Annotated in this window: 25 protein-coding genes; 17 read left to right on the top strand and 8 right to left on the bottom strand. The window is 65.6% G+C overall.

The annotated features are described in order from the left end of the window. Positions 1-5: 5 nt before the first annotated feature. The 5 genes from EG885_RS07945 to EG885_RS07925 form a co-directional block, all read right to left on the bottom strand. Positions 6-1,838: a peptidoglycan D,D-transpeptidase FtsI family protein gene (locus EG885_RS07945; protein ID WP_131573942.1), complete on the bottom strand. Its 1,833-nt coding sequence runs from the start codon at positions 1,836-1,838 to the stop codon at positions 6-8. Continuing rightward, on the bottom strand, positions 1,835-2,194 hold the full coding sequence (ftsL, locus tag EG885_RS07940) for a cell division protein FtsL (protein ID WP_131573941.1): 360 nt from the start codon (positions 2,192-2,194) through the stop codon (positions 1,835-1,837). The genes EG885_RS07945 and ftsL overlap by 4 nt, the downstream gene beginning before the upstream one ends. Continuing rightward, the gene (gene rsmH, locus EG885_RS07935) at positions 2,194-3,192 is read right to left on the bottom strand and encodes a 16S rRNA (cytosine(1402)-N(4))-methyltransferase RsmH (RefSeq protein ID WP_131573940.1); all 999 of its coding nucleotides are present in this window, start codon (positions 3,190-3,192) and stop codon (positions 2,194-2,196) included. Before rsmH ends, ftsL begins: the two co-directional genes overlap by 1 nt. Before the next feature lie 4 nt (positions 3,193-3,196). Next, positions 3,197-3,709, bottom strand: a complete 513-nt coding sequence (locus EG885_RS07930) for a division/cell wall cluster transcriptional repressor MraZ (protein ID WP_165571070.1) — start codon at positions 3,707-3,709, stop codon at positions 3,197-3,199. A gap of 610 nt (positions 3,710-4,319) precedes the next feature. Then, positions 4,320-5,411: an Mrp/NBP35 family ATP-binding protein gene (locus EG885_RS07925; RefSeq protein WP_131573938.1), complete on the bottom strand. Its 1,092-nt coding sequence runs from the start codon at positions 5,409-5,411 to the stop codon at positions 4,320-4,322. 338 nt (positions 5,412-5,749) lie between these two features. Between EG885_RS07925 and EG885_RS07920 the strand changes: the two genes are divergently transcribed. From EG885_RS07920 to EG885_RS07885, 8 genes are all read left to right on the top strand, one after another. Next, the gene (locus EG885_RS07920; protein ID WP_242679557.1) at positions 5,750-5,977 is read left to right on the top strand and encodes a DUF1127 domain-containing protein; all 228 of its coding nucleotides are present in this window, start codon (positions 5,750-5,752) and stop codon (positions 5,975-5,977) included. Positions 5,978-6,577: 600 nt separating this feature from the next. Continuing rightward, positions 6,578-6,793, top strand: coding sequence for a hypervirulence associated TUDOR domain-containing protein (locus tag EG885_RS07915; RefSeq protein WP_207392226.1), 216 nt, complete (start codon positions 6,578-6,580; stop codon positions 6,791-6,793). Between the two features lie 39 nt (positions 6,794-6,832). Further along, the gene (locus tag EG885_RS07910; protein ID WP_131573937.1) at positions 6,833-7,612 is read left to right on the top strand and encodes a 23S rRNA (adenine(2030)-N(6))-methyltransferase RlmJ; all 780 of its coding nucleotides are present in this window, start codon (positions 6,833-6,835) and stop codon (positions 7,610-7,612) included. Positions 7,613-7,694: 82 nt separating this feature from the next. Further along, positions 7,695-7,988, top strand: coding sequence for an FtsB family cell division protein (locus EG885_RS07905; RefSeq protein WP_131573936.1), 294 nt, complete (start codon positions 7,695-7,697; stop codon positions 7,986-7,988). Between the two features lie 94 nt (positions 7,989-8,082). Continuing rightward, the gene (gene pdhA / locus EG885_RS07900; protein ID WP_131573935.1) at positions 8,083-9,117 is read left to right on the top strand and encodes a pyruvate dehydrogenase (acetyl-transferring) E1 component subunit alpha; all 1,035 of its coding nucleotides are present in this window, start codon (positions 8,083-8,085) and stop codon (positions 9,115-9,117) included. 13 nt (positions 9,118-9,130) lie between these two features. Next, entirely contained in the window at positions 9,131-10,516 is a 1,386-nt protein-coding gene (locus tag EG885_RS07895; protein ID WP_131573934.1) for a pyruvate dehydrogenase complex E1 component subunit beta, read from the top strand. A gap of 12 nt (positions 10,517-10,528) precedes the next feature. Then, complete coding sequence (locus EG885_RS07890; RefSeq protein ID WP_131573933.1) at positions 10,529-11,872, top strand: pyruvate dehydrogenase complex dihydrolipoamide acetyltransferase; 1,344 nt, start codon at positions 10,529-10,531, stop codon at positions 11,870-11,872. Between the two features lie 138 nt (positions 11,873-12,010). Further along, positions 12,011-12,247, top strand: coding sequence for a hypothetical protein (locus EG885_RS07885; protein ID WP_131573932.1), 237 nt, complete (start codon positions 12,011-12,013; stop codon positions 12,245-12,247). A gap of 57 nt (positions 12,248-12,304) precedes the next feature. On the opposite strand, the gene EG885_RS07880 is transcribed toward EG885_RS07885, so the two are convergent. Both EG885_RS07880 and EG885_RS07875 read right to left on the bottom strand, forming a co-directional pair. Next, positions 12,305-13,075: a division plane positioning ATPase MipZ gene (locus EG885_RS07880; protein ID WP_131573931.1), complete on the bottom strand. Its 771-nt coding sequence runs from the start codon at positions 13,073-13,075 to the stop codon at positions 12,305-12,307. 116 nt (positions 13,076-13,191) lie between these two features. Beyond that, positions 13,192-14,037, bottom strand: a complete 846-nt coding sequence (locus EG885_RS07875; RefSeq protein ID WP_131573930.1) for a LysR family transcriptional regulator — start codon at positions 14,035-14,037, stop codon at positions 13,192-13,194. 102 nt (positions 14,038-14,139) lie between these two features. On the opposite strand from EG885_RS07875, the gene EG885_RS07870 reads away from it, so the two are divergent. The 9 genes from EG885_RS07870 to rpmE all read left to right on the top strand — a co-directional run bounded on the left by EG885_RS07870 (position 14,140) and on the right by rpmE (position 19,938). Further along, positions 14,140-14,724: an FMN-dependent NADH-azoreductase gene (locus tag EG885_RS07870; RefSeq protein WP_131573929.1), complete on the top strand. Its 585-nt coding sequence runs from the start codon at positions 14,140-14,142 to the stop codon at positions 14,722-14,724. A gap of 228 nt (positions 14,725-14,952) precedes the next feature. Then, positions 14,953-16,449, top strand: a complete 1,497-nt coding sequence (gene ffh, locus EG885_RS07865) for a signal recognition particle protein (RefSeq protein WP_131573928.1) — start codon at positions 14,953-14,955, stop codon at positions 16,447-16,449. 145 nt (positions 16,450-16,594) lie between these two features. After that, positions 16,595-17,131 carry a GNAT family N-acetyltransferase gene (locus tag EG885_RS07860; protein WP_131573927.1) on the top strand — a complete coding sequence of 179 codons (537 nt, stop codon included), beginning with the start codon at positions 16,595-16,597 and terminating at the stop codon, positions 17,129-17,131. Beyond that, positions 17,128-17,436, top strand: coding sequence for a chorismate mutase (locus EG885_RS07855; protein ID WP_131573926.1), 309 nt, complete (start codon positions 17,128-17,130; stop codon positions 17,434-17,436). The genes EG885_RS07860 and EG885_RS07855 overlap by 4 nt, the downstream gene beginning before the upstream one ends. Positions 17,437-17,463: 27 nt before the next feature. Next, entirely contained in the window at positions 17,464-17,820 is a 357-nt protein-coding gene (gene rpsP, locus EG885_RS07850) for a 30S ribosomal protein S16 (protein ID WP_131573925.1), read from the top strand. 51 nt (positions 17,821-17,871) lie between these two features. Continuing rightward, on the top strand, positions 17,872-18,390 hold the full coding sequence (gene rimM / locus EG885_RS07845) for a ribosome maturation factor RimM (protein ID WP_131573924.1): 519 nt from the start codon (positions 17,872-17,874) through the stop codon (positions 18,388-18,390). A gap of 128 nt (positions 18,391-18,518) precedes the next feature. Beyond that, entirely contained in the window at positions 18,519-19,322 is an 804-nt protein-coding gene (gene trmD, locus EG885_RS07840; RefSeq protein WP_165571071.1) for a tRNA (guanosine(37)-N1)-methyltransferase TrmD, read from the top strand. Next, positions 19,319-19,702, top strand: coding sequence for a 50S ribosomal protein L19 (rplS, locus tag EG885_RS07835; protein ID WP_131573922.1), 384 nt, complete (start codon positions 19,319-19,321; stop codon positions 19,700-19,702). The genes trmD and rplS overlap by 4 nt, the downstream gene beginning before the upstream one ends. A 14-nt stretch (positions 19,703-19,716) precedes the next feature. Beyond that, positions 19,717-19,938: a 50S ribosomal protein L31 gene (gene rpmE / locus EG885_RS07830; RefSeq protein WP_131573921.1), complete on the top strand. Its 222-nt coding sequence runs from the start codon at positions 19,717-19,719 to the stop codon at positions 19,936-19,938. 62 nt (positions 19,939-20,000) lie between these two features. Here rpmE and EG885_RS07825 read toward each other — a convergent pair whose 3' ends face one another. Next, positions 20,001-20,924, bottom strand: a complete 924-nt coding sequence (locus EG885_RS07825; RefSeq protein ID WP_131573920.1) for an acyltransferase family protein — start codon at positions 20,922-20,924, stop codon at positions 20,001-20,003. Positions 20,925-20,953 lie beyond the last annotated feature (29 nt).

Below are 20,953 nucleotides of genomic sequence, written 5' to 3'. Positions count from 1 at the left end.
ACCCGTCATTGATTTGCGACGAGCTTTATCTCAGGCGCTTTGTCGGGTTCAACACGCGGTTCAAAGCGCGGGGCGATCGTCGGCAGGTTTTCGTCATCCGCCTCTTCCAGCCCCAGCAGCGGGCCGATGCGGCGGATCACCTCGGCGGCGACCGGCACGGCGGTATAGCCGGCGGTGCGGCTGACCTGACCGTTGCCGATCTGGGCGGACGGCTCGTCCAGCGCCACGATCAGCACGAATTCGGGATCGCTGGCCGGAAAGACCGAGGCAAAGGTCGCGATCACCTTGTTGTCGTAATAGCCGCCGGCCGCGCGCGGCTTGTCGGCGCTGCCGGTCTTGCCGGCGATCTCATAGCCCGGCACCTCGGCCTGTCGCGCAGTGCCGCGGGTGACGACCTGGCGCAGCATGTCCACGGCCATCGCGGCGGCGCGCGTCGACAAGACCTGCTCTCCCTCGGGGCGCTGGCGGCCATGCACCAGCGTGGGCGTCACCCTTTTGCCGCCATTCGCGATCGTGGCATAGGCCGCCGCCAGATGCAGCGGGCTGACCGCCAGCCCGTGGCCAAAGCTGACCGTGGCCGAGGTGACGGCGGGCCAGCGCGTGGGCACCAGCGGCTGACCGGTGGGCGCCTCGACCATCTCGACGGGCGTCGGCTCGAACAGGCCCAGCCTTTCCAGAAAGTCTTTTTGCCGGTCCGGCCCGATCATCTGCGCGATCCGCACCGTCGCCACGTTCGACGATTTCACGATCACATCGGTGACGCTCAGCTCTCGTCCGTAATTGTGGAAATCATTGATCAGAAACCGCCCGATCCGCATCGGCGCCTGCGCATTGATCCCCGAGGACGGGTTGATCAGCCCCAGATCCAGCGCCTGCGCGACCGGAAAGATCTTGAAGGTCGATCCCAGCTCGTACTGGCCCTGAACGGCGCGGTTGAACAGCGGGCTGTCCGACGGCTCTCCGGTCAGCAGGGGACGGGGGCGGTCATTGGGGTCGAAATCGGGCAGGCTGGCCATGGCCACGATCTCGCCGGTCTTGACCTCCATCAGAACGCCCGTCGCGCCCTTGGCGTTCATGACGTTCATGCCCGACCACAGCACCTCTTCCATGGCCTGCTGCACGGTCAAGTCGATGGACAGGGCCAGCGGCGCGCCTTCGTTGGCGGGATCGCGCAGCCAAGCGTCAAAGGCCTTTTCGACGCCCGCGATGCCGATCACCTCGGCGCTGCTGACGCCTTCGTTGCCAAAGCCCGACCCGCCAAGGATATGGCTGGCCATCGGACCGTTGGGATAGATGCGCATCTCTCGGGGGCCGAACAGCAGGCCCGGCTCGCCCAGATCATGGACGGCCTGCATCTGTTCGGGGCTGATCTTGCGCTTGATCCACATGAACTTGCGGTTGCCGGTGAAATCACGGGTCAGCCGCTCGACCTCCAGATCGGGAAAGATCCGCGCCAGACCCTGCGCGGTGCCGACCGGATCGACCATCTGATGCGGATGGGCATAAACCGAATGCGTAGACAGGTTGGTCGCCAGCACATGGCCGCGCCGGTCCGTGATGTCGGCGCGTTGCGAGATGATCTGCGCCGACAGAACCTGCGCCTGCGGCTCTGCCGCCTCGCTCGAGGCCAGCGTGCCCATCCGCGCCGCCACTGTCCCGAAGGCCAGCAGGAAACAGCCCGCCATCACGACCAGCCGCCCCTCGGCCCGGCGCCGGGCGCGGTCCTGAATTTCCTCATGGCGGCGGCGGCGGTTCTCGGCCTCGATATCGTCGGGGTTCTCGCCGCGTTCGCGGGCGCGAAGAATGCGGGCCAGGGGGCGCAGAGGGGTGCGGATCATGGCTGTGTTTCCTCGGAAGGGGCGGTATCGGATGCGTTGGGGTCGGTCAGCGGGTCGGCGGGGGTCGGGGGTTTGGGATAATCGATCTGGCCGACCCCCAGCACCTGTCCCCGTTCGACGGGGACAAGCTGCAGGCGTTCGAAATTCAGATCGACCAGCTGGCTCAGACGGTCGGGGCGGTTCAGATAGGCCCATTCGGCCCGCAACACGCCCAACTCCTCGCGCAGGCCCGCGATCTCGCGCTGGACCTGGCTCATCTCGCCCATCGCGGCCTGGGTGGCATAGTTTTCGCGATAGGCCCAAAAGGCCAGCCCCATGACCACCAGCACGCAGCCCAGATAGGTCAGCGAGCGCATCAGCCACGCTCCTTCTTGGGCGCGCGGGTTTCGGGCAGGCGCGGCATGGACAGCGCGTCCGCATCGACCGTGCCCGCCAGCGCCTCGGTGCGGATGCCCACCCGCAACAGGGCCGAACGGGACCGCGGGTTGACCTGCAGCTCGTCGGGATCGGGGCCGATGGCGCGGCGGAACGGCAGGGTAAAGCCCGGCTCGACCACATCGGCCACCGGCGCATAGCGGTTGCCGCCCCCGCCCGCATCCGCGCGAGCCTGCATGAAGCGTTTCACGATCCGGTCTTCCAGCGAATGAAAGCTGACCACGGCCAGTTGCCCGCCGGGTTTCAGCGCGCGTTCTGCCGCCGACAGGCCCGCGACCAACTGGCCGAATTCGTCATTCACCCAGATGCGGATCGCCTGAAAGCTGCGCGTGGCGGGGTGGCTTTGGCCGGGCTTGGGGCGCGGCAGGCAGCCCGCCACGATCTCGGCCAGTTCTGTGGTGCGGGTCAGCGGGCGCGCGGCGACGATCGCCTTGGCGATGCGGCGGGCGGCGCGTTCCTCGCCGAAATGATACAGCACATCGGCGATGCGGTCCTGATCGGCGCTGTTCAGCAGATCGGCCGCCGAGGGCACGTCGCCCCCCATCCGCATGTCCAGCGGCCCGTCGCGCAGGAACGAGAACCCGCGATCGGCCTGATCCAGCTGCATCGAGCTGACGCCCAGATCCAGGACCACCCCGTCCAGCAGCTGCCCGTCCAGAACCTGCGCCGCCAGACTATCCATGTCGGAAAACGTGCCCTCGACCAGCCGCAGCCTGTCGCCATAGGGCGCGCGCCAGCTGTCGGCCATGGCAAAGACCGCCGGATCGCGGTCCACGCCGATGACCAGATCGGCGCCCGCGTCCAGCAGACCGCGCGCATAGCCGCCCGCGCCAAAAGTGCCGTCCAGCCAGACGCCGCCGATGGGCGCGGTGGCCCGCAAAAGCGGCGCCAGAAGGACGGGGATATGGGGATCTGCCATCGCCTCAGGCCTCGGTCGTTTGGTGCAGGAAGGCGCGGGGGTCGAATTCGGGGCCTTTGCTGGCGGCGAAATCCTCCAGCGCCTCGACATCCTTGGGGCGGGATTCGGGCAGATAGACCTGAATGTAATCGCCGCGCGATTCAAAGACCGTCTCGGTCCCGTCGGCAAAGCCCAGCTTGTCGCGCAGCTTGGCGGGCAGGACCAGACGTCCCTCGCGGTCGATTTCCAGATCGGTGGACTGGCCGTTCATCAACAGCTCCAGCCAGCGACGCTCCTGGCTGCCACGGGTCAGGCGGTCGATCTGAGCGTCGATTTCCTCAATGGCGTCGATGGTGTACAGTTCCAGCCAGTTCCACCAGTCGGGGCCATAGACGGCCACCAGCTGCGTGCGTCCGGTATTGGTGCCGCTGAAGGACGGGTCGCCCGCATCAAAAACGCGGCGCAGACGGGCCGGGATGGACATCCGTCCCTTGCCATCGACCTTGACGGTTTCGGTGCCTCTGAACTTGCGCGCCACCTGCCGACCGCCCTCACTGTCTGTCTCTTTCGGGACGTCCGAAAGAGAAAGGGCGGATCGGGCCGCTGCCACTGCCCGATCCGCCGCCCTCGTTCCCGATTACCCCGGGCCCCTTTGCGGGGTTGGTTGCCGACCCTTGACGCGCCACCTGGGGGAGGTGCTGCTCGCACGCGTGGGCCGGCTATGTTGGAAAACGGTTGCCTGTATGAAGTACTGCTTCGCCTTCGCGGGGTCTTGTCGCCCCATTTACTGCCCGTCTTCGTGAGTTCGTTGTGACATGGGATTTCATGGGAAGCAACGGGCTTGTTCACCCTTAGGCAGTATCCCGCAGGGGCGTCATTGGGGGAACGAATCAAGACTGTCGCCGATATGCGCGATTTGTGCAGCACAAATAGTGGCGTTGCCAATGGACAACACCAAATATGGAATGAAGGCTTTATGAGAGAAATGTCGCCGGCTGAGGCGATTTCACCACAGTTCACGGCAGAGCAAGCCGAAACTCGCGGCAGTCCGATTAAAATTCAGCCTCGGATCACGCGCAATCACGGCGGCGAGAGCGGATGCTCCGCCCTCGCCCCAGGTTTTCCCAGACCTCCCGTGATTTCCCGGATCAGGCGATGCCGTCGTTGATCAGCCGGTCGGCCAGACGGGCATAGGCGTCCGCCACCGCCCCCTCGCCCATCGCGGCGGGCGTGCCCGAATCACCGGCCAGCCGGACCTCCAGCTGCAGGGGCAGCGCGCCCATGAAGGGCAGACCCAGGGCCTGCGCTTCGGCCTCGACACCGCCATGGCCGAACAGATGCGCCTCGTGCCCGCATTGGGGGCAGATATAGGTGGACATGTTCTCGATCAGGCCCAGAACCGGGGTCTTGAGCTTGTTGAACATGTCGATGGCGCGGCGCGCATCCAGCAGTGCCACGTCCTGCGGGGTCGACACGATGATCGCGCCGGTGACGGGGGCCTTCTGGCACAGGCTCAGCTGCACATCGCCGGTGCCGGGCGGCAGGTCGATCAGCAGCACGTCCAGTTCGCCCCAGTTCACCTGTTGCAGCAGTTGTTGCAGCGCGCCCATCAGCATCGGGCCGCGCCAGACCAGCGCCTCGCCCTCTTTCAGCATCAGCCCGATCGACATGACGGTGACGCCATGCGCATGCAGCGGGTCGATCCGCTGGCCGTCCGGGCTGGCGGGCCTGCCCGACACGCCCATCATGCGCGGCTGCGAGGGGCCATAGATATCGGCGTCCAGCAGCCCCACCTTGCGTCCCGCCCGCGCCAGCGCCACCGCCAGGTTCGAGGTAACGGTCGATTTGCCCACGCCCCCCTTGCCAGATCCGATGGCCACAATGTTGCGCACGCCGGGGATCGCCTGTGGTCCGGCCTGCGGCTTGGCATGCCCGCCGATCTTCAGCGACGGTGCCTCGCCCTGCCCCGACACGGCCTTGGGTGGCGGCGCCTTGGCGGGCGCGGTCATGACGATCTGCACCCGGGTGACACCGGGCAGGCGTTCCAGACGGGCGCGGGCCTCGGCTTCGACCGGCTTCATGGCTTCGGCGGTGGCCGCATTCTCGACCTCCAGCACGAATCGGATCGTGTCCTGATCGACCACAAGGGCCCGGATCAGGTCTGCCTGACCCAGGGTTCCCCCTTGCGGAAGACCGATATCCGAGATTGCCGTAAGGACCGCTTCGCGGGAAAGGGACATGTGACCGACCTGTGTCTTTGTGTGCAGGCCACCATGAAGCATCCCGGCCCAGGTCTCAACACCCCTGCGACAATGGTGGCACGGACCCCGCTAAGCGCCTTGAAAAGCGGGGATTTTGCCGTGTTTCTGTGATCGCTAACGGATGTATCGCTTCAATTTTGTGACAAGTTTTCATGATCTAAGACGGCGATAGGTCAGCCTCAGTCATGCAATTGCTGCATGGCAGCATTCCGAAAGAGTCCGTTGTGCCAGAGGGCGTCAGGGTCCATCTTCAACTCAACGAAACGCCGGGCCAATCCGGGAACGGCGCAGACGAGATGAACCGAAAGGATACGACAATGGCTGTTATCGCCCAAGCACAGAACGCCACCGCCGAAGCCGGCCTGCGTGGCCGCCTGCTGACCGCGATCCAGCGGATGCAGGAAAACCGCGCCCGCCGCGCCGTTTACCGCCAGACCGTGCGTGAACTCAACGCGCTGACCACCCGCGATCTTGATGATCTGGGCATCAGCCGTTCGATGATCACCCGCTTGGCGCATGAAGCGGCCTGGGGCTCGGCTTCCTAAGAATTCCCTTTCCCGGCCCTTACCTCCTCCCAGGGGCCCGGGTCTGGCGACATCCCCCTCTCCTCCTCCCTGAGGGATGTCGCCCCAAGCTGCGCCCGAACCCGACCTCCTCCCCGGGTTCAGTGCAACAGCGGCGGCCCCGCTCCTCCTCCCAGGGGTCGCCGCATAACTCATAGCCGCCTTATCTGCGGCATACGGTTGCGTCGGGTTCTTCTCCTCCCTCCCGGATCTGGCGCTGGCGGTACGGCCTCTCCTCCTCCCTGGGCCAGTACTGCCCCCCATACGCGGCCCCTCCTCCTCCCTGGGCCAGCGTTCAGCGGCGACCTCCCTCCTCCTCCCTGGAGGTCGCCGCGCTCTCATAGCCGCCTCATTCGCGGCATACGGTTGCGCCGGGTTCTCTCCTCCCTCCCGGATCTGGCGCTGGCGGTACGGCCTCTCCTCCTCCCTGGGCCGGTACTGCCCCCCATACGCGGCCCCTCCTCCTCCCTGGGCCAGCGTTCAGCGGCGACCTCCCTCCTCCTCCCTGGAGGTCGCCGCGCCTTCCTTCCGGAACCACATCAGATAGCCGCGCATTGCCTCCGACAGCTCGTCGGAGGCATCATGATTCTGCGCAAGGGAACCAAGGTCGCATGGGATTGGGCAGGCCACACCGCCAGCGGCAAGATCACGCAGATTTTTACCCGGGATGTCGAACGGACCATCAAGGGCAGCACGATCACCCGCAAGGCCAGCGCATCCGATCCCGCCTATCTGATCGAACAGACGGATGGCGATCAGGTGCTCAAGGGCCGCTCGGAACTGCGCCGCACCGATTGACGGCTTTCCCCGGCCCGGATGCCGCGCTAAAGCGGGTCCATGCTCAGCTATCAACATGCCTATCATGCCGGAAATCTGGCCGACCTGCACAAGCACGCGCTGCTGGCGGTGGCGCTGGATTATCTGACGCGCAAGGACAAGCCCTTGTCCTATCTGGAAACCCATGCCGGGCGGGGTCTGTACGATCTGACCGGCCCCGAAGCGCAAAAAACGCAAGAGGCCGCGCAGGGCATCGACCGCGCGCTGGCGCAGGGCTGGTTGCCCGATGACCACCCGCTGATGCGCGCGCTGCGCGCGATCCGCGACAGCCGGGGCGCCGATGCCTATCCCGGCTCGCCGTTGATCGCATCGCATTTTCTGCGATTCGAAGATCGCGCCCATCTGGCCGAACTGCACCCGGCGGAATTTCAGGCCTTGCGCCGCGTCGCGGGCTTTGCCGCGCTGCATCAGCAGGACGGTTTCGCCATGGCGCAGGCGATCTGCCCGCCCGATCCGCGCCGCGGCATGCTGCTGATCGATCCCAGCTACGAGGTCAAGACCGACTATGCCGCGATCCCGCGCCAGATCGGGCTGATCGCGCGCAAGTGGAACGTGGGTGTGATCGCGCTGTGGTATCCGATCCTGCCCGACCACCGCCATCTGGGCATGACCGCCCAGCTGGTCACCGATTTTCCCGATGCGATGCTGTCCGAGGTAGCCTTCCCCCCCGCCCGTCCCGGCCATTCGATGACCGGATCGGGCATGTTCGTCCTGAACCCGCCCTGGGGGCTGGCCGATCACGCCCGCCAGCTGGAACAGATCTTTCGCGATCGCGCCTGACGGCCCCGCCCGGCCCCGCATCTGGGGGATTCCCCAAGGCGCGCGGCTGTGGCATGATCTGCGCCGTGACAAGGAACTGCCCATGCCCCAACGCCTGTCCATCGGCGCCACCGTCTTTCTGGTCCTGACGGTCCTTCTGGGACTGTATTTCGCCTATGCGGCCGTTCAGGGCCCGTCCGGGATCCTGCGCCGCATCCAGATCGTCTCCGAGACGACCGAGCTGGAGGTGCAGCGCGACGCCCTGCGCGCCGAAGTGGCCCAGATGCAGAATCTGACCCGCCGCCTGTCCGACGATTATCTGGATCTGGACCTTCTGGACGAACGTGCGCGCGAGGTTCTGGGCCTGCTGCGCGCCGATGAGGTGCTGCTGCGTTAGCCTGAAGATGGCCGGGATTGCACGGCTGGCGGGGATGCGCTACGGATAGTTTAACGCTGAACTATTCCGACCGCGCTCTTGGAGGATACCCCGCATGGCCAGGAAACCGAGCCCCCAGACAGAGGTGGCTTCGAACGTCTCTAAAGACGAATTGATGCAATACTATCGCGACATGCTGCTGATCCGCCGATTCGAGGAAAAGGCCGGACAGCTTTACGGCATGGGTCTGATCGGTGGTTTCTGCCATCTTTACATCGGACAGGAAGCCGTCGTCGTGGGCCTCGAGGCCTGCGCGAAAGAGGGCGACAAGCGCATCACCAGCTATCGCGACCACGGCCATATGCTGGCCTGCGGGATGGAGGCGCGCGGCGTCATGGCCGAGCTGACGGGTCGTCAGGACGGCTATTCCAAGGGCAAGGGCGGCAGCATGCACATGTTCAGCCGCGAAAAGCACTTCTATGGCGGTCACGGCATCGTCGCGGCGCAGGTGCCGCTTGGCGCAGGGCTTGCCTTTGCTGACAAGTATCTGGGCAATGACAACGTCACCTTCACCTATTTCGGTGATGGCGCGGCCAACCAGGGTCAGGTCTACGAGACCTATAACATGGCCGAACTGTGGGATCTGCCGATCGTCTTCGTGATCGAGAACAATCAATATGCCATGGGCATGTCGGTCAGCCGCTCGACCAAATCGACGACCTTCTTCGGTCGGGGCGAGGCTTTCGGCATCCCCGGCGAACAGGTCGATGGCATGGACGTGCTGGCCGTCAAGGCGGCGGGCGAAAAGGCCGTGGCGCATTGCCGCGCCGGCAAGGGGCCTTACATCCTCGAGGTGATGACCTATCGCTATCGCGGCCACTCGATGTCGGACCCGGCCAAGTACCGGACCCGCGAAGAGGTGCAGAAGATGCGCGACGAACGCGACCCGATCGAGAATATCCGCGAGATGCTGCTGACCGGCAGCCACGCGACCGAGGACGAACTCAAAGCGCTCGACAAGGAGATCAAGGAGATCGTCAACGACAGCGCCGAATTCGCCAAGGAAAGCCCCGAGCCCGCCCTGGACGAGCTGTGGACCGACATCTATGCCGCCGAACTGCCCCAGGGCAGCGCCGAAGAAAACGCCTGAGGGGTCACGACATATGGCAACCGAAATTCTCATGCCCGCCCTGTCCCCGACGATGGAAGAGGGCACTTTGGCCAAATGGCTGAAAAAGGAAGGCGACACGGTCAAATCCGGTGACATCATCGCCGAAATCGAGACCGACAAGGCCACGATGGAATTCGAGGCCGTCGATGAAGGCATCATGGGCAAGCTGCTGGTGGCCGAGGGCACGGCGGGCATCGCCGTGAACACAGCCATCTGCGTGCTGCTGGAAGAGGGCGAAAGCGCCGATGCGGCCCCCGCCCCCAAAGCCGAAAAGCCCGCCGAGGCCAGGGCCGACGACAGTGACAAGCCCGACGGCCAGCCCGGCCAGTCCGCCATCGAAGAGGTCAAGACGCCTCAGCCCAAGCCGCGCAGCCCCGACTGGCCCGAAGGCACCAAGATGAAGACCATGACCGTGCGGGAAGCCCTGCGCGAGGCCATGACCGAAGAGATGGAGCGCGACGAGACCGTGTTCCTGATGGGCGAAGAGGTCGGCGAATACGAGGGCGCCTACAAGATCACCCAAGGCATGCTGGCCAAGTTCGGTCATCGCCGCGTCGTGGACACACCGATCAGCGAGATCGGCTTTGCCGGTATCGGCACCGGTGCTGCGCTGGCGGGCCTGCGCCCGATCGTCGAATTCATGACCTTCAACTTTGCCATGCAGGCGATGGACCACATCATCAACTCGGCCGCCAAGACGCTGTACATGTCGGGGGGCCAGATGGGCTGTCCCATCGTGTTCCGCGGCCCGAACGGCGCCGCCGCCCGGGTGGGTGCCCAGCACAGCCAGGATTTCGCGGCATGGTTCGCGGCGATCCCCGGCCTCAAGGTGGTGATGCCCTATTCGGCGGCGGATGCGAAAGGCCTGATGAAACAGGCGATCCGCGACCCGAACCCGGTGATCTTCCTGGAAAACGAGATCCTGTACGGGCGCAGCTTCGAGATACCGGATCTGCCCGATTTTACTATCCCCTTTGGCAAGGCCAACACCGTGCGGTCGGGCGATGACGTGACCATCGTCAGCTTTGGCATCGGCGTGGCGCATGCGCTGGAGGCCGCGAAACTGCTGGCCGAAGACGGGATCGAGGCCGAGGTGATCGACCTGCGCACCCTGCGCCCGCTGGATTACGACGCCATCCTGACATCGGTCAAGCGCACCAACCGCTGCGTGACCGTCGAGGAAGGCTTCCCCGTTGGCGCCATCGGCAACCATATCTCGGCCTATCTGATGGAGAACGCGTTCGACTATCTGGACGCGCCGGTCATCTGCTGCACCGGCAAGGACGTGCCGATGCCCTATGCCGCCAATCTGGAAAAGCACGCGCTGATCACGCCCGCCGAGATCGCCGCAGCCTGCAAAAAAGTCACCTACAAGTAAGGGAGAGGCGCGATGCCCACGGAAATCCTGATGCCCGCCCTTTCCCCCACCATGGAAGAGGGCACGCTGGCCAAATGGCTGGTCAAGGAAGGCGATACCGTCAAATCCGGCGACGTGCTGGCCGAGATCGAGACCGACAAGGCCACGATGGAATTCGAGGCCGTCGATGAGGGCGTGATGGGCAAGATCCTGATCGCCGAGGGCACCTCGGGGGTCAAGGTCAACACCGCGATCGCCGTGCTGCTGGAAGACGGCGAAGAGGCAGGCGACATCGCTGCGCCCAAGGCCAAACCGGATGCTGCCAAGCCGGATGCGGAACCCGCGCCGGCCGAAAAGGGCTATGGTGGCCCGATCGGTGCGCCCGTCGCGGGCGACTCCTCGTCGGGCGACAAGGCCGCGCCCTCGCGCGATGGCGACCGGGTCTTTGCCTCGCCTCTGGCGCGGCGGATTGCGGCGGATAAGGGGCTGGATCTGTCGGCGATCACCGGCAGCGGTCCGAATGGCCGCATCGTCAAGGCCGATGTCGAAAATGCCAAGCCCGGCGCGCAGCCCGCCAAGGCCGGTGCTGCCGCTGCTCCGGCAGCCACAGCCGCTGCCCCGGCAGCGGCAGCGGCGCAGGCCCCCAAAGGCCTGTCGACCGAAACCGTGCTGAAGATGTATGCCGACCGCGAGACGACAGAGGTGACGCTGGACGGCATGCGCCGCACCATCGCCGCCCGCCTGACCGAGGCCAAGCAGACCATCCCGCATTTCTATCTGCGCCGCTCGGCCAAGCTGGACGCGCTGATGGCGTTCCGCGCAACGCTGAACAAGCAGCTGGAAAGCCGGGGCGTCAAGCTGTCGGTCAACGACTTTGTCATCAAGGCCAGCGCACTGGCCCTGCAACAGGTGCCCGATGCGAATGCGGTCTGGGCCGGGGATCGCATCCTCAAGCTGAAACCCTCGGACGTGGCGGTCGCGGTTGCCATCGAAGGCGGGCTGTTCACGCCCGTGCTGAAGGATGCGCATCAAAAGACCCTGTCCACCCTGTCGGCCGAGATGAAGGATCTGGCAGGACGCGCCAAATCCAAGAAGCTGGCGCCGCATGAATATCAGGGCGGCAGCTTTGCGATCAGCAACCTGGGCATGTTCGGGATCGAGAATTTCGATGCCGTGATCAACCCGCCGCATGGCGCCATTCTGGCGGTGGGTGCGGGCATTCCGACCGCAGTCGTCGAGGGCGGAGAGGTCGTCGTGCGCAATGTTATGTCGATGACGCTGTCGGTCGATCACCGGGTCATCGACGGAGCCCTGGGCGCGCAGCTGCTGGAGGCCATCGTCAAGCATCTGGAAAACCCGATGGGAATGCTGGCCTAAACCGTTTAGAAACAATAACTTATGGACATCGGCGGCAAAGCTTACTAGCTTTGCCGCCGATGGTCGTTTCCGGGCATGGCAATTCCCCCGGTCCCGGAAGGCTGTCGTTTTCCCTTAGCCCCGAGACGAGAGTACCCCATGTTTTACAAAGTTGGATTTGTGATCGCCGCACTTGGCGGCCTGACCGCCTGCACGCAGAAATACGAATCGGCCCCGGTCGAAATAACGACGCCGGACGGACCGGTGACCTGTCAGCTGTACCGGCCCGATATGGTCATCTGGGACCGCCCGCTATCCTATCCCGAAGGGATGGAGACATCCGAGGCCGCCTCGGTCTGCCGCAAGGAAGGAATGTCGCGCAAGCCGGGTGCCTGAGACCCGCAGCCGGTCCCGCGCCGAAGACGCGCGGGGCCTTTGCCGCAGGGGCAGCCGTCAAAAGCTGACCGTGACGCCGGGCAGTTTCAGTTCGGCCACCAGATCGCGCAATTCCTGCCGCGCGGCGATATGCGACATGCTGGTCACCTCGGTGCCGACATCCTTCAGATCCAGCAGGGTCAGCCCGCGCGGGAACAGTTCGCGAAAGACCACCCGTTCGGAAAATCCCGGCGCCACGCGAAAGCCGATCCGCCGCGACAGATCGGTCAGCGCGCCGCCGACCTTGCGCTTGTTGTGCATCTGCTGAGTGCCAAGGCGGTTTCTCAGCACCAGCCAGTCGATCGCCCCCGCCCCCGCCTGCGCCCGCATCTGTCGCGCAGCCCAGACCATCTCGGCATAGATCGACGGTCCCAGCACCGCGCCATCGGGCGACATGCGGGCCAGCAGGTCGAAATCGACAAAGCTGTCATTCATCGGGGTGATCAGCGTGTCGGCCACCGCATGGGCCATCTGGCTCAGCCGGGTATGCGATCCGGGGCAATCCAGCAGGATAAAGTCGCAATCGCGTTCCAGCTGTTCCAGCGCGGGCGTCAGCGGGTCCGGACCCTCGCCCAGATGGCCCATGACCGGCATCGGCAGGCTGATCCCCTCGCGGGCCAGAAAGGCCGCGCGGTTTTCCAGATAACGGCCAAAGCTGCGCTGGCGCACGTCCAGATCAAGCCCGCCCACGCGATGGCCCATCCGCGCCAAAGCGGTCGTCACATGCATCGAGGTGGTCGATTTGCCCGATCCGCCCTTTTCGTTTCCGACGACGATGATATGCGCCACTGGCCGCCTTTCCTTGCATGCGAGGCAAAACCTAACGAGCGCGCGCGGCGAAGGAAAGCCGCGGCGCGCAGCACCGGCCCGGATCTTTCCCCCGGACCGCGTCGCGACGGGTTCCCTCAGCCCTCGCGCAGCGCGGCCAGTGCGGCCTGCACCTTGGGCGTGCGGTGCAGATCGACATGGGTGACCAGCCACAGTGCCGAATCCCATTCCGGCATGGTCAGCGCGGGCACCAGCCCGGCGGCGCGGCTGGCGGGCAGCGCCCCAAGTGCCAGACCGGCACGCACCACCGCCTCGCGCGCGGCGACCTCGTTGGCCACCAGCACGATATTGTCCGGGTCGATCTGTCCGATCAGCCAGCGCATATAGGGGGCGCCCCGCGCCTCGGCACCGGGCACCGCAAAGCGATGGGCGCGCAGATCGACGACCGGACCGCATCGCGCCAGATAGGCATCCGACCCGTAAAGGACATGGCCCAAACGCCCCATGCTGCGGACGACATAATCGGGTTCCGTCGGTTCCGGCCCGGCGCGAATCGCCAGATGCGCCTCGCCCGCATCCAGCCGGTAAAGGCGCGTGTCGGTGGCATAGGTCAAACGCAGGTCGGGATGCTTGCTCATCAGCGCGATCAGGCGCGGCATGGCCAGATCGGCCAGCTCCGGCAGAGAGGTCACGATCAGCTCGCCCTCGATCCGCTCACCCGCGCCGGCGATCTGCGTGGCCATCTGGGCGAATCGCTCATCCGCCGCGCCCGCCGCCGCCAAAAGGGTGCGCCCCGCCTCGGTCAGCGCATAGCCGCGCGTGTGGCGCTGAAACAGCCGGGCGCGCAACGCGGTCTCCAGCGCATCGATGCGCCGGATCACGGTCGCATGGTGAACCCCCAGCTCGACCGCCGCACCGCTGACGGTGCCCGTGCGCGCCACGGCCAGCGCCACCCTGATATCATCCCAGGATTCAATATTCATGTGCATCCCCGCACAAAGACTGCGCGACTATCGCCCTTTCGTTCGCAGGTGCATAGGGTTATTTCTGCTGCAACGCAGAATTTACCGCGAACGGAGCCTCCCATGCAGATCCTTCACATCGACAGTGCCATCACCGGCGACGCCTCGGTCACCCGCCAGCTGACGGCCAAGATCGTCGCCCGCCTGAACGCCGATGGCGACGCCACCGTCATCTATCGCGACCTGAACCAGGGCGTCCCTGCCATCGACACCGCCTGGTTCGAGGCGATCCGCGTCGGCGTCGAGGAACCGACCCCCGCCCATCAGGACCGCGTCGCGACCTCGGACACGCTGCTGGGCGAAGTTCAGGCCGCCGACGTGCTGGTCATCGGCCTGCCGGTCTATAACTTTTCGCTGCCCGGTCAGCTGAAGAACTGGCTGGACCAGATCGCCCGCGCGGGCGTCAGCTTCCGTTACACCGCCGCCGGTCCCGAGGGCCTGCTGACCGGCAAACGCGCCTTTATCGCCTATGCCGCCGCCGGAACCCCGATGGGGTCCGATATGGACCATGCCTCGGGCTATCTGCGCCACATGCTGGGCTTTGTCGGCATCACCGACGTGACCTTCGTGGCCGCCGACGGACTGGCCTTCGACCGCGACGCCGCGATGGCCCGCGCACAGGCATCGCTGGACCAGATCGCCGCCTGATCGCCAGACGGCGTACCGACCCGACCCGCCCGCCATCCCGATCGCCGGGGCGGCGGGTTTTCCACAAGGCCGCCCGACGTTGACAGGGCAGCGCCTTTTGGCTAAACAATCTCAGATTCCCGGAAGCATCGCCTTCCGGTCCCCGTAGGGTACGGGGATCGCCCCCCCGTCAGCGCGTTGCGCCCACGGGGGCATCACTGTTTTGGCGCCAACAGAGGAGGCCCGCCCATGTTCGAGAACCTTTCCGACCGCTTGGGCGGCGTCTTCGACCGGCTGACCAAACAGGGCGCCCTGTCCGAGGATGACGTCACCGCCGCCATGCGCGAGGTCCGCACGGCCCTGCTCGAGGCCGATGTCTCGCTGCCGGTGGCGCGCAATTTCGTCAAGGCGGTCACCGCCAAGGCCACCGGCGCGGCGGTCACCAAATCGGTCAGCCCCGGCCAGCAGGTCGTCAAGATCGTCCATGACGAGCTGATCCGCGTGCTGCAGGGCGATGACGCCCCCGAGGCGCTGCGCATCGACAACCCGCCCTCGGCGATCCTGATGGTCGGTCTGCAGGGTTCGGGCAAGACGACGACGACCGCCAAGCTGGCCCTCCGGCTGAAGGACCGCGAGAAAAAGCGCGTGCTGATGGCCTCTCTGGACACCAACCGCCCCGCCGCGATGGAACAGCTGGCGATCCTCGGCCAGCAGATCGGCGTCGACACGCTGCCCATCGTGATGGGTCAGACGGCGGTGCAGATCGCACAGCGCGCCAAGACGCAGGCCTCGCTTGGCGGCTATGACGTGGTGATGCTGGACACCGCCGGACGGCTGCATATCGACGAAGCGCTGATGACGCAGGTGCAGCAGGTGCGCGACATCGCGGCCCCGCGCGAGACGCTGCTGGTCGTCGATGGCCTGACCGGACAGGACGCGGTGAATGTCGCGACCGAATTCGACGGCAAGGTCGGAATCACCGGCGTCGTGCTGACCCGGATGGATGGCGACGGACGCGGCGGCGCCGCCCTGTCGATGCGCGCGGTCACCGGCAAGCCGATCCGCTTCGTGGGTCTGGGCGAAAAGATGGACGCGCTGGAAACCTTCGACGCCGAACGCGTCGCGGGCCGCATCCTCGGCATGGGCGACATCGTCGCGCTGGTCGAAAAGGCGCAACAGGTGCTCGAGGTCGAACAGGCCGAACGCATGATGCGCCGCTTTCAAAAAGGTCTGTTCAATATGAACGACCTGCGCGGCCAGCTGGAACAGATGCAGAAGATGGGCGGCATGCAATCGGTCATGGGGATGATGCCCGGTATGGCCAAGATGGCCAAGCAGGCCGAATCCGCAGGCTATGACGACAAGGTCGTCCGCCATCAGATCGCCCTGATCAGTTCGATGACGAAAAAGGAACGCGCCAATCCCGACCTGCTGCAGGCCAGCCGCAAAAAGCGGATCGCCGCAGGCGCAGGCATGGATGTGTCCGACCTGAACAAGCTGCTCAAGATGCAGAAGCAGATGGCCGACACGATGAAAAAGCTGGGCAAGATGGGCAAGGGCGGCATGATGAAGCAAGCCATGCGCGCCATGACCGGCAAGGGCGGCGGTCTGCCCGACATGGACAATCTGGACCCCGCCAAGATGGCCGAGGCCCAGAAGATGCTGACCGACCCCAAGGGCCTTGGCGGACAACTGGGACGCGCGGGCCTGCCAGGCGGCCTTGGCGGGCTGTTCGGCAAGAAATGACACAGCCCTTTCTCCCCCGGACCAACCCGGCGCCCCGCACCCGGGGCTCTTTCATCTTGGCAAAAATATCCTCGGGGGTGCGGGGGCAGACAGCCCCCGCTCCGGCGCCCGCCAAGGGCCCGGCCCCCATCACAGGCACGACCCGATGATCCGCCTCGACCCGACCCCGATCCTGACCACCGACCGTCTGACCCTGCGCGCGCCGCAGGGTGGCGACTGGCCGCATTGGCGCAGCTTCATGCATTCCGACCGGGCGCGCTATATCGGCGGCGGGCGTGAACAGAAACCCGGCGCCTGCTGGCGCGCCTTCGGCCATGTGATCGGCCATTGGGCGATGCGCGGCTTTGGCATGTTCGTCTTCACCCTCAAGGGCGACGACACGCCCTTGGGCCTGACCGGCCCGTGGTTCCCCGAGGGCTGGCCGGAACATGAACTGGGCTGGTCGGCATGGTCCGAGGCTGTCGAAGGCCGGGGCCTTGTGGCCGAGGCGGCGCAGGCCGCACGGCATCACGCCTTCACCACCCTCGGTTGGACCACCGCCGTCAGCTATATCGACCCGGACAACGCCCGCTCGATCGCGCTGGCCGAACGGCTTGGCTGCGTCCGCGACCGGGCCGCCCCGCATCCGGTCTTCGACACGCCCTGCCGCGTCTATCGCCATCCCGCCCCGGAGGCCCCATGACCGACGCCGCCGATCTGAACTATGCCCGCGCCGCCGACCTGCTGGCCGACCATCGCGCCAGCATCGACCGGCTGGACGCGATCCTCGTCTATACGCTGGCCGAGCGGTTCAAGCACACCCAGTCCGTCGGCCGCCTCAAGGCCCGGCACGATCTTCCGCCCTCGGATCCCTCGCGCGAAGCGAGCCAGATCGAGCGGCTGGAACGCCTTGCGCTCGAAGCGGATCTCGATCCCGAATTCGCGCGCAAATTCCTGACCTTCGTGATCGCCGAAGTGATCCGGCACCACGAACATTATCAGTCCTGACCGGACGCCAACCAAGGAGACGACCCCATGTCCATGAAGATCCGCCTTGCCCGTGGTGGCAGCAAGAAACGCCCGCATTACGCCATCGTGGCCTCGGATTCGCGCATGCCGCGCGATGGCCGCTTCATCGAAAAGCTGGGCACCTACAACCCGCTGCTGGCCAAGGACAGCGAAGAGCGCGTCAAGATGGATATCGAACGCATCCAGTACTGGCTGGGTCAGGGCGCACAGCCGACCGACCGCGTCGCGCGCTTTCTGGAAGCTGCCGGCGTCAAGGACAAGGCCGAGCGCGCGAACATGAAGAAAGCCGTCCCCGGCAAGAAAGCCAAGGCCCGTGCCGACGAACGTGCCGCCAAGGCCGCAGCGCCCGCCGAAGCCGAATGATCCCCGCCCGGCGGGGGTCGCCCCCGCCGGACCCTTTCGCAAAGGTGTGACATGACGGACGACCGTATCTGCGTCGGCGCAATCGCCGGAGCCTTCGGGGTCCATGGCGAGGTGCGGCTGAAAAGCTTCTGCTCGGACCCCGTCGATATCGCGACCTACACGCCGCTGACCACCGAGGACGGCTCGCGCCGTTTCGACATCTCGCTGACCCGCGAAGTGTCGGGTGCTCTTGGCGCCCGGATCAAGGGTGTCGCCACCAAGGAAGACGCCGACGCCCTGCGCGGCGTGACCCTGTGGGCACCGCGCGCGGCCCTTCCCTCGCTTCCCGACGATGAATTCTACCACGCCGATCTGATCGGGCTGGATGTCGTGGATACCGGCGGCAAGCCTCTGGGCAGGGTGCGGGCGCTTTATGACCACGGTGCCGGCGATATCATCGAGATCGTGGGCGGCAGCCAGATCCTGATGCTGCCCTTTACCCGCGCGATCGTGCCCACGGTCGATCTGGCCGCCCGGCGCATCGTGGCCGACCCGCCCGGCCCGGACGACGCCGGTTCGGACAGCGAATGAGCGATCCGGACCAGCCCGGACCGGGTCATCCCGGACCTGATCAGGCTGGCCCTGATCAACCCGGACAGAATGCGCCCAAATCGCACGGCCGCCTGTCGATCCGCGCCAGCCTCAAGCCGCGCGAACTGATGGCCGAGCCGCAGGTCAGGGGTGCCTGGACCGCGCGGATCATCACGCTCTTCCCCGAGGCCTTTCCCGGCATTCTGGGCCTGTCGCTGACCGGCAAGGCGCTGGCGCAGGGGCTGTGGAACATGCAGACGATCCCCTTGCGCGACTTCGGCATGGGACGGCACCGCAATGTGGACGACACGCCTGCAGGCGGCGGTGCGGGCATGGTGATCCGCGCCGATGTGCTGGACGCGGCGCTGCGGACCGCCGGACCGGGCCTGCCCATCCTTTACATGTCGCCGCGCGGCAAGCCCCTGACCCAGGCCCGTGCGCGCGATCTGGCGACAGGCCCCGGCGTCACCCTGATCTGCGGCCGGTTCGAAGGGATCGACCAGCGCGTTCTGGACGCCCACGCCATCGAAGAGGTCAGCATCGGCGATTATGTCCTGACCGGAGGAGAGATCGCCGCTCAGGTCTTGATCGACGCGACAGTCCGGCTTATACCGCGCGTGCTGGGCAATCACGATTCTCTGGCCGAGGAGTCCTTTTCCATCGGCAACCGGGGTCTTCTGGAAGCGCCGCAGTTCACCAAGCCCGCCCTGTGGGATGGCCGCGAGATACCGCCCGTGCTGTTATCGGGCAATCACGCAGCCATCGCGGCATGGCGGTCCGGTGAGGCCGAAAGGCTGACACAAGAACGCCGCCCCGATCTGTGGCGGGCATATGCAGAGACGCATGTGGACCCGGCTAAGAACCGACAGCGCTCGGGCGCATCAGACCAATCGCGGATATACCGCGAGCATGACAAGGAACCAAAGCGATGAACCTGATCGCACAACTCGAAGCCGAGCAGATTGCCGAGCTTGGCAAGGCCATCCCCGATTTCCGGGCTGGCGACACGATCCGTGTCGGCTACAAAGTGACCGAGGGTACCCGTACCCGCGTTCAGAACTATGAGGGCGTCTGCATCTCGCGCAAGGGCGGCAGCGGCATCGCCGCCAGCTTTACCGTGCGCAAGATCAGCTTTGGCGAGGGCGTGGAACGCGTCTTCCCGCTGTATTCGACCAACATCGCCACGATCGAAGTCGTTCGTCGCGGCAAGGTCCGTCGCGCCAAGCTGTACTATCTGCGTGATCGTCGCGGCAAATCCGCCCGCATCGTCGAAAAGACCAACTATCGTCCGCTGTCGGACGCGAAAGCCTGAGCAGAGGTCACGCCATGAAAAAAGAGATCCATCCCGACTACCACATGATCGAGGTCAAGATGACCGACGGGACGACCTATCCCACGCGGTCGACCTGGGGTGCCGATGGCGCCACCATGACGCTGGACATCGATCCGACCTCGCACCCGGCCTGGACGGGCGGCTCGGGCCGTCTGATGGACGCCGGTGGCCGCGTGTCCAAGTTCAAGTCGAAATACGCCGGTCTGGGCTTCTGATCCCTGCCGCTATCGACATCGCGAACGCCGCGCCCTAGGGCGCGGCGTTCTGCATTCGGGGATCAGGTGAAAAAGGCCAGCACCCGGCGGCGTTCGCCGATGCTCAGCCAGACCGCGACCCCAAGCGACAGGCCCATCACGACCAGCGCCTTGGTATCCCCCTCCAGCCCGAAACGGCTGGCGGTGATCATCATCAGGATGTGCACGAAATAGACGAACGCCGCCACGCTGGCCAGCCGCTTGCCGTCCCATCCGACCTGCACCTGCCGCGCCGCCAGAAACAACAGCGGCGCTGCCAGCAGCAACGACAGCATCATGTCGACCCCGAACCCGCCGCCGGCGATCAGATACCAGATCTGGCTTTCGACCATGACCGCCAGCAACGCCAACCCGGCCAGCGGCAGCGCCAGACGGGTCAGACCCGCCCCCCAGCCATGGGCCAGCAGAAATCCGGTGGCAAAGAACGGAAACAGGGTGAACAGCCCGTTGCGGTAATGATCCAGCTGCAGCTGCATCTGACCCGACAACACCAGATATTGCAGCACCAGCCCGGTGACCGCCATCAGCCCCGCCGCGACAGCGATCCGCCCCGGCTGCCTCAGCACCCATACCAGCAGCGCCGAGACCAGCAGCCCCGGCAGGAACCACAGGTGGAAATAGCCAAAGACCAGTGTCTGCAGCACATGCCCCGGTCCGGTGAAATCCGGCCCATAGATCGGCAGATAGATCGCCATCCACAACAGATACAACGCCGCGATCCGCCGCAGATAGGCCACCGCCCTGCCCCCCTGCATGGCCTGCAGGAAAAAATACCCCGAGATCAGCGCGAAGACCGGCACGGCCAGCCGGTAGAGGCCATTGAACAGCGCCTGTTTCACCAGCGCGGGCGCGGCCTCGGGCAAACCTGCATGCAGGGCGATGACGCTCAGCGCCAGGATCAGGCGCAAAGGGTCGATGGCGCTGTTGCGCCGGGTCTGGTCGGTCATGAAGGCTGCCTTGATTGTCTCAGCGCTTC

Origin of the sequence: Paracoccus nototheniae (genome assembly GCF_004335005.1) — a bacterium.
Taxonomy (GTDB): Bacteria; Pseudomonadota; Alphaproteobacteria; order Rhodobacterales; family Rhodobacteraceae; genus Paracoccus; species Paracoccus nototheniae.
This window is presented reverse-complemented; position numbering and strand designations above follow the sequence as displayed.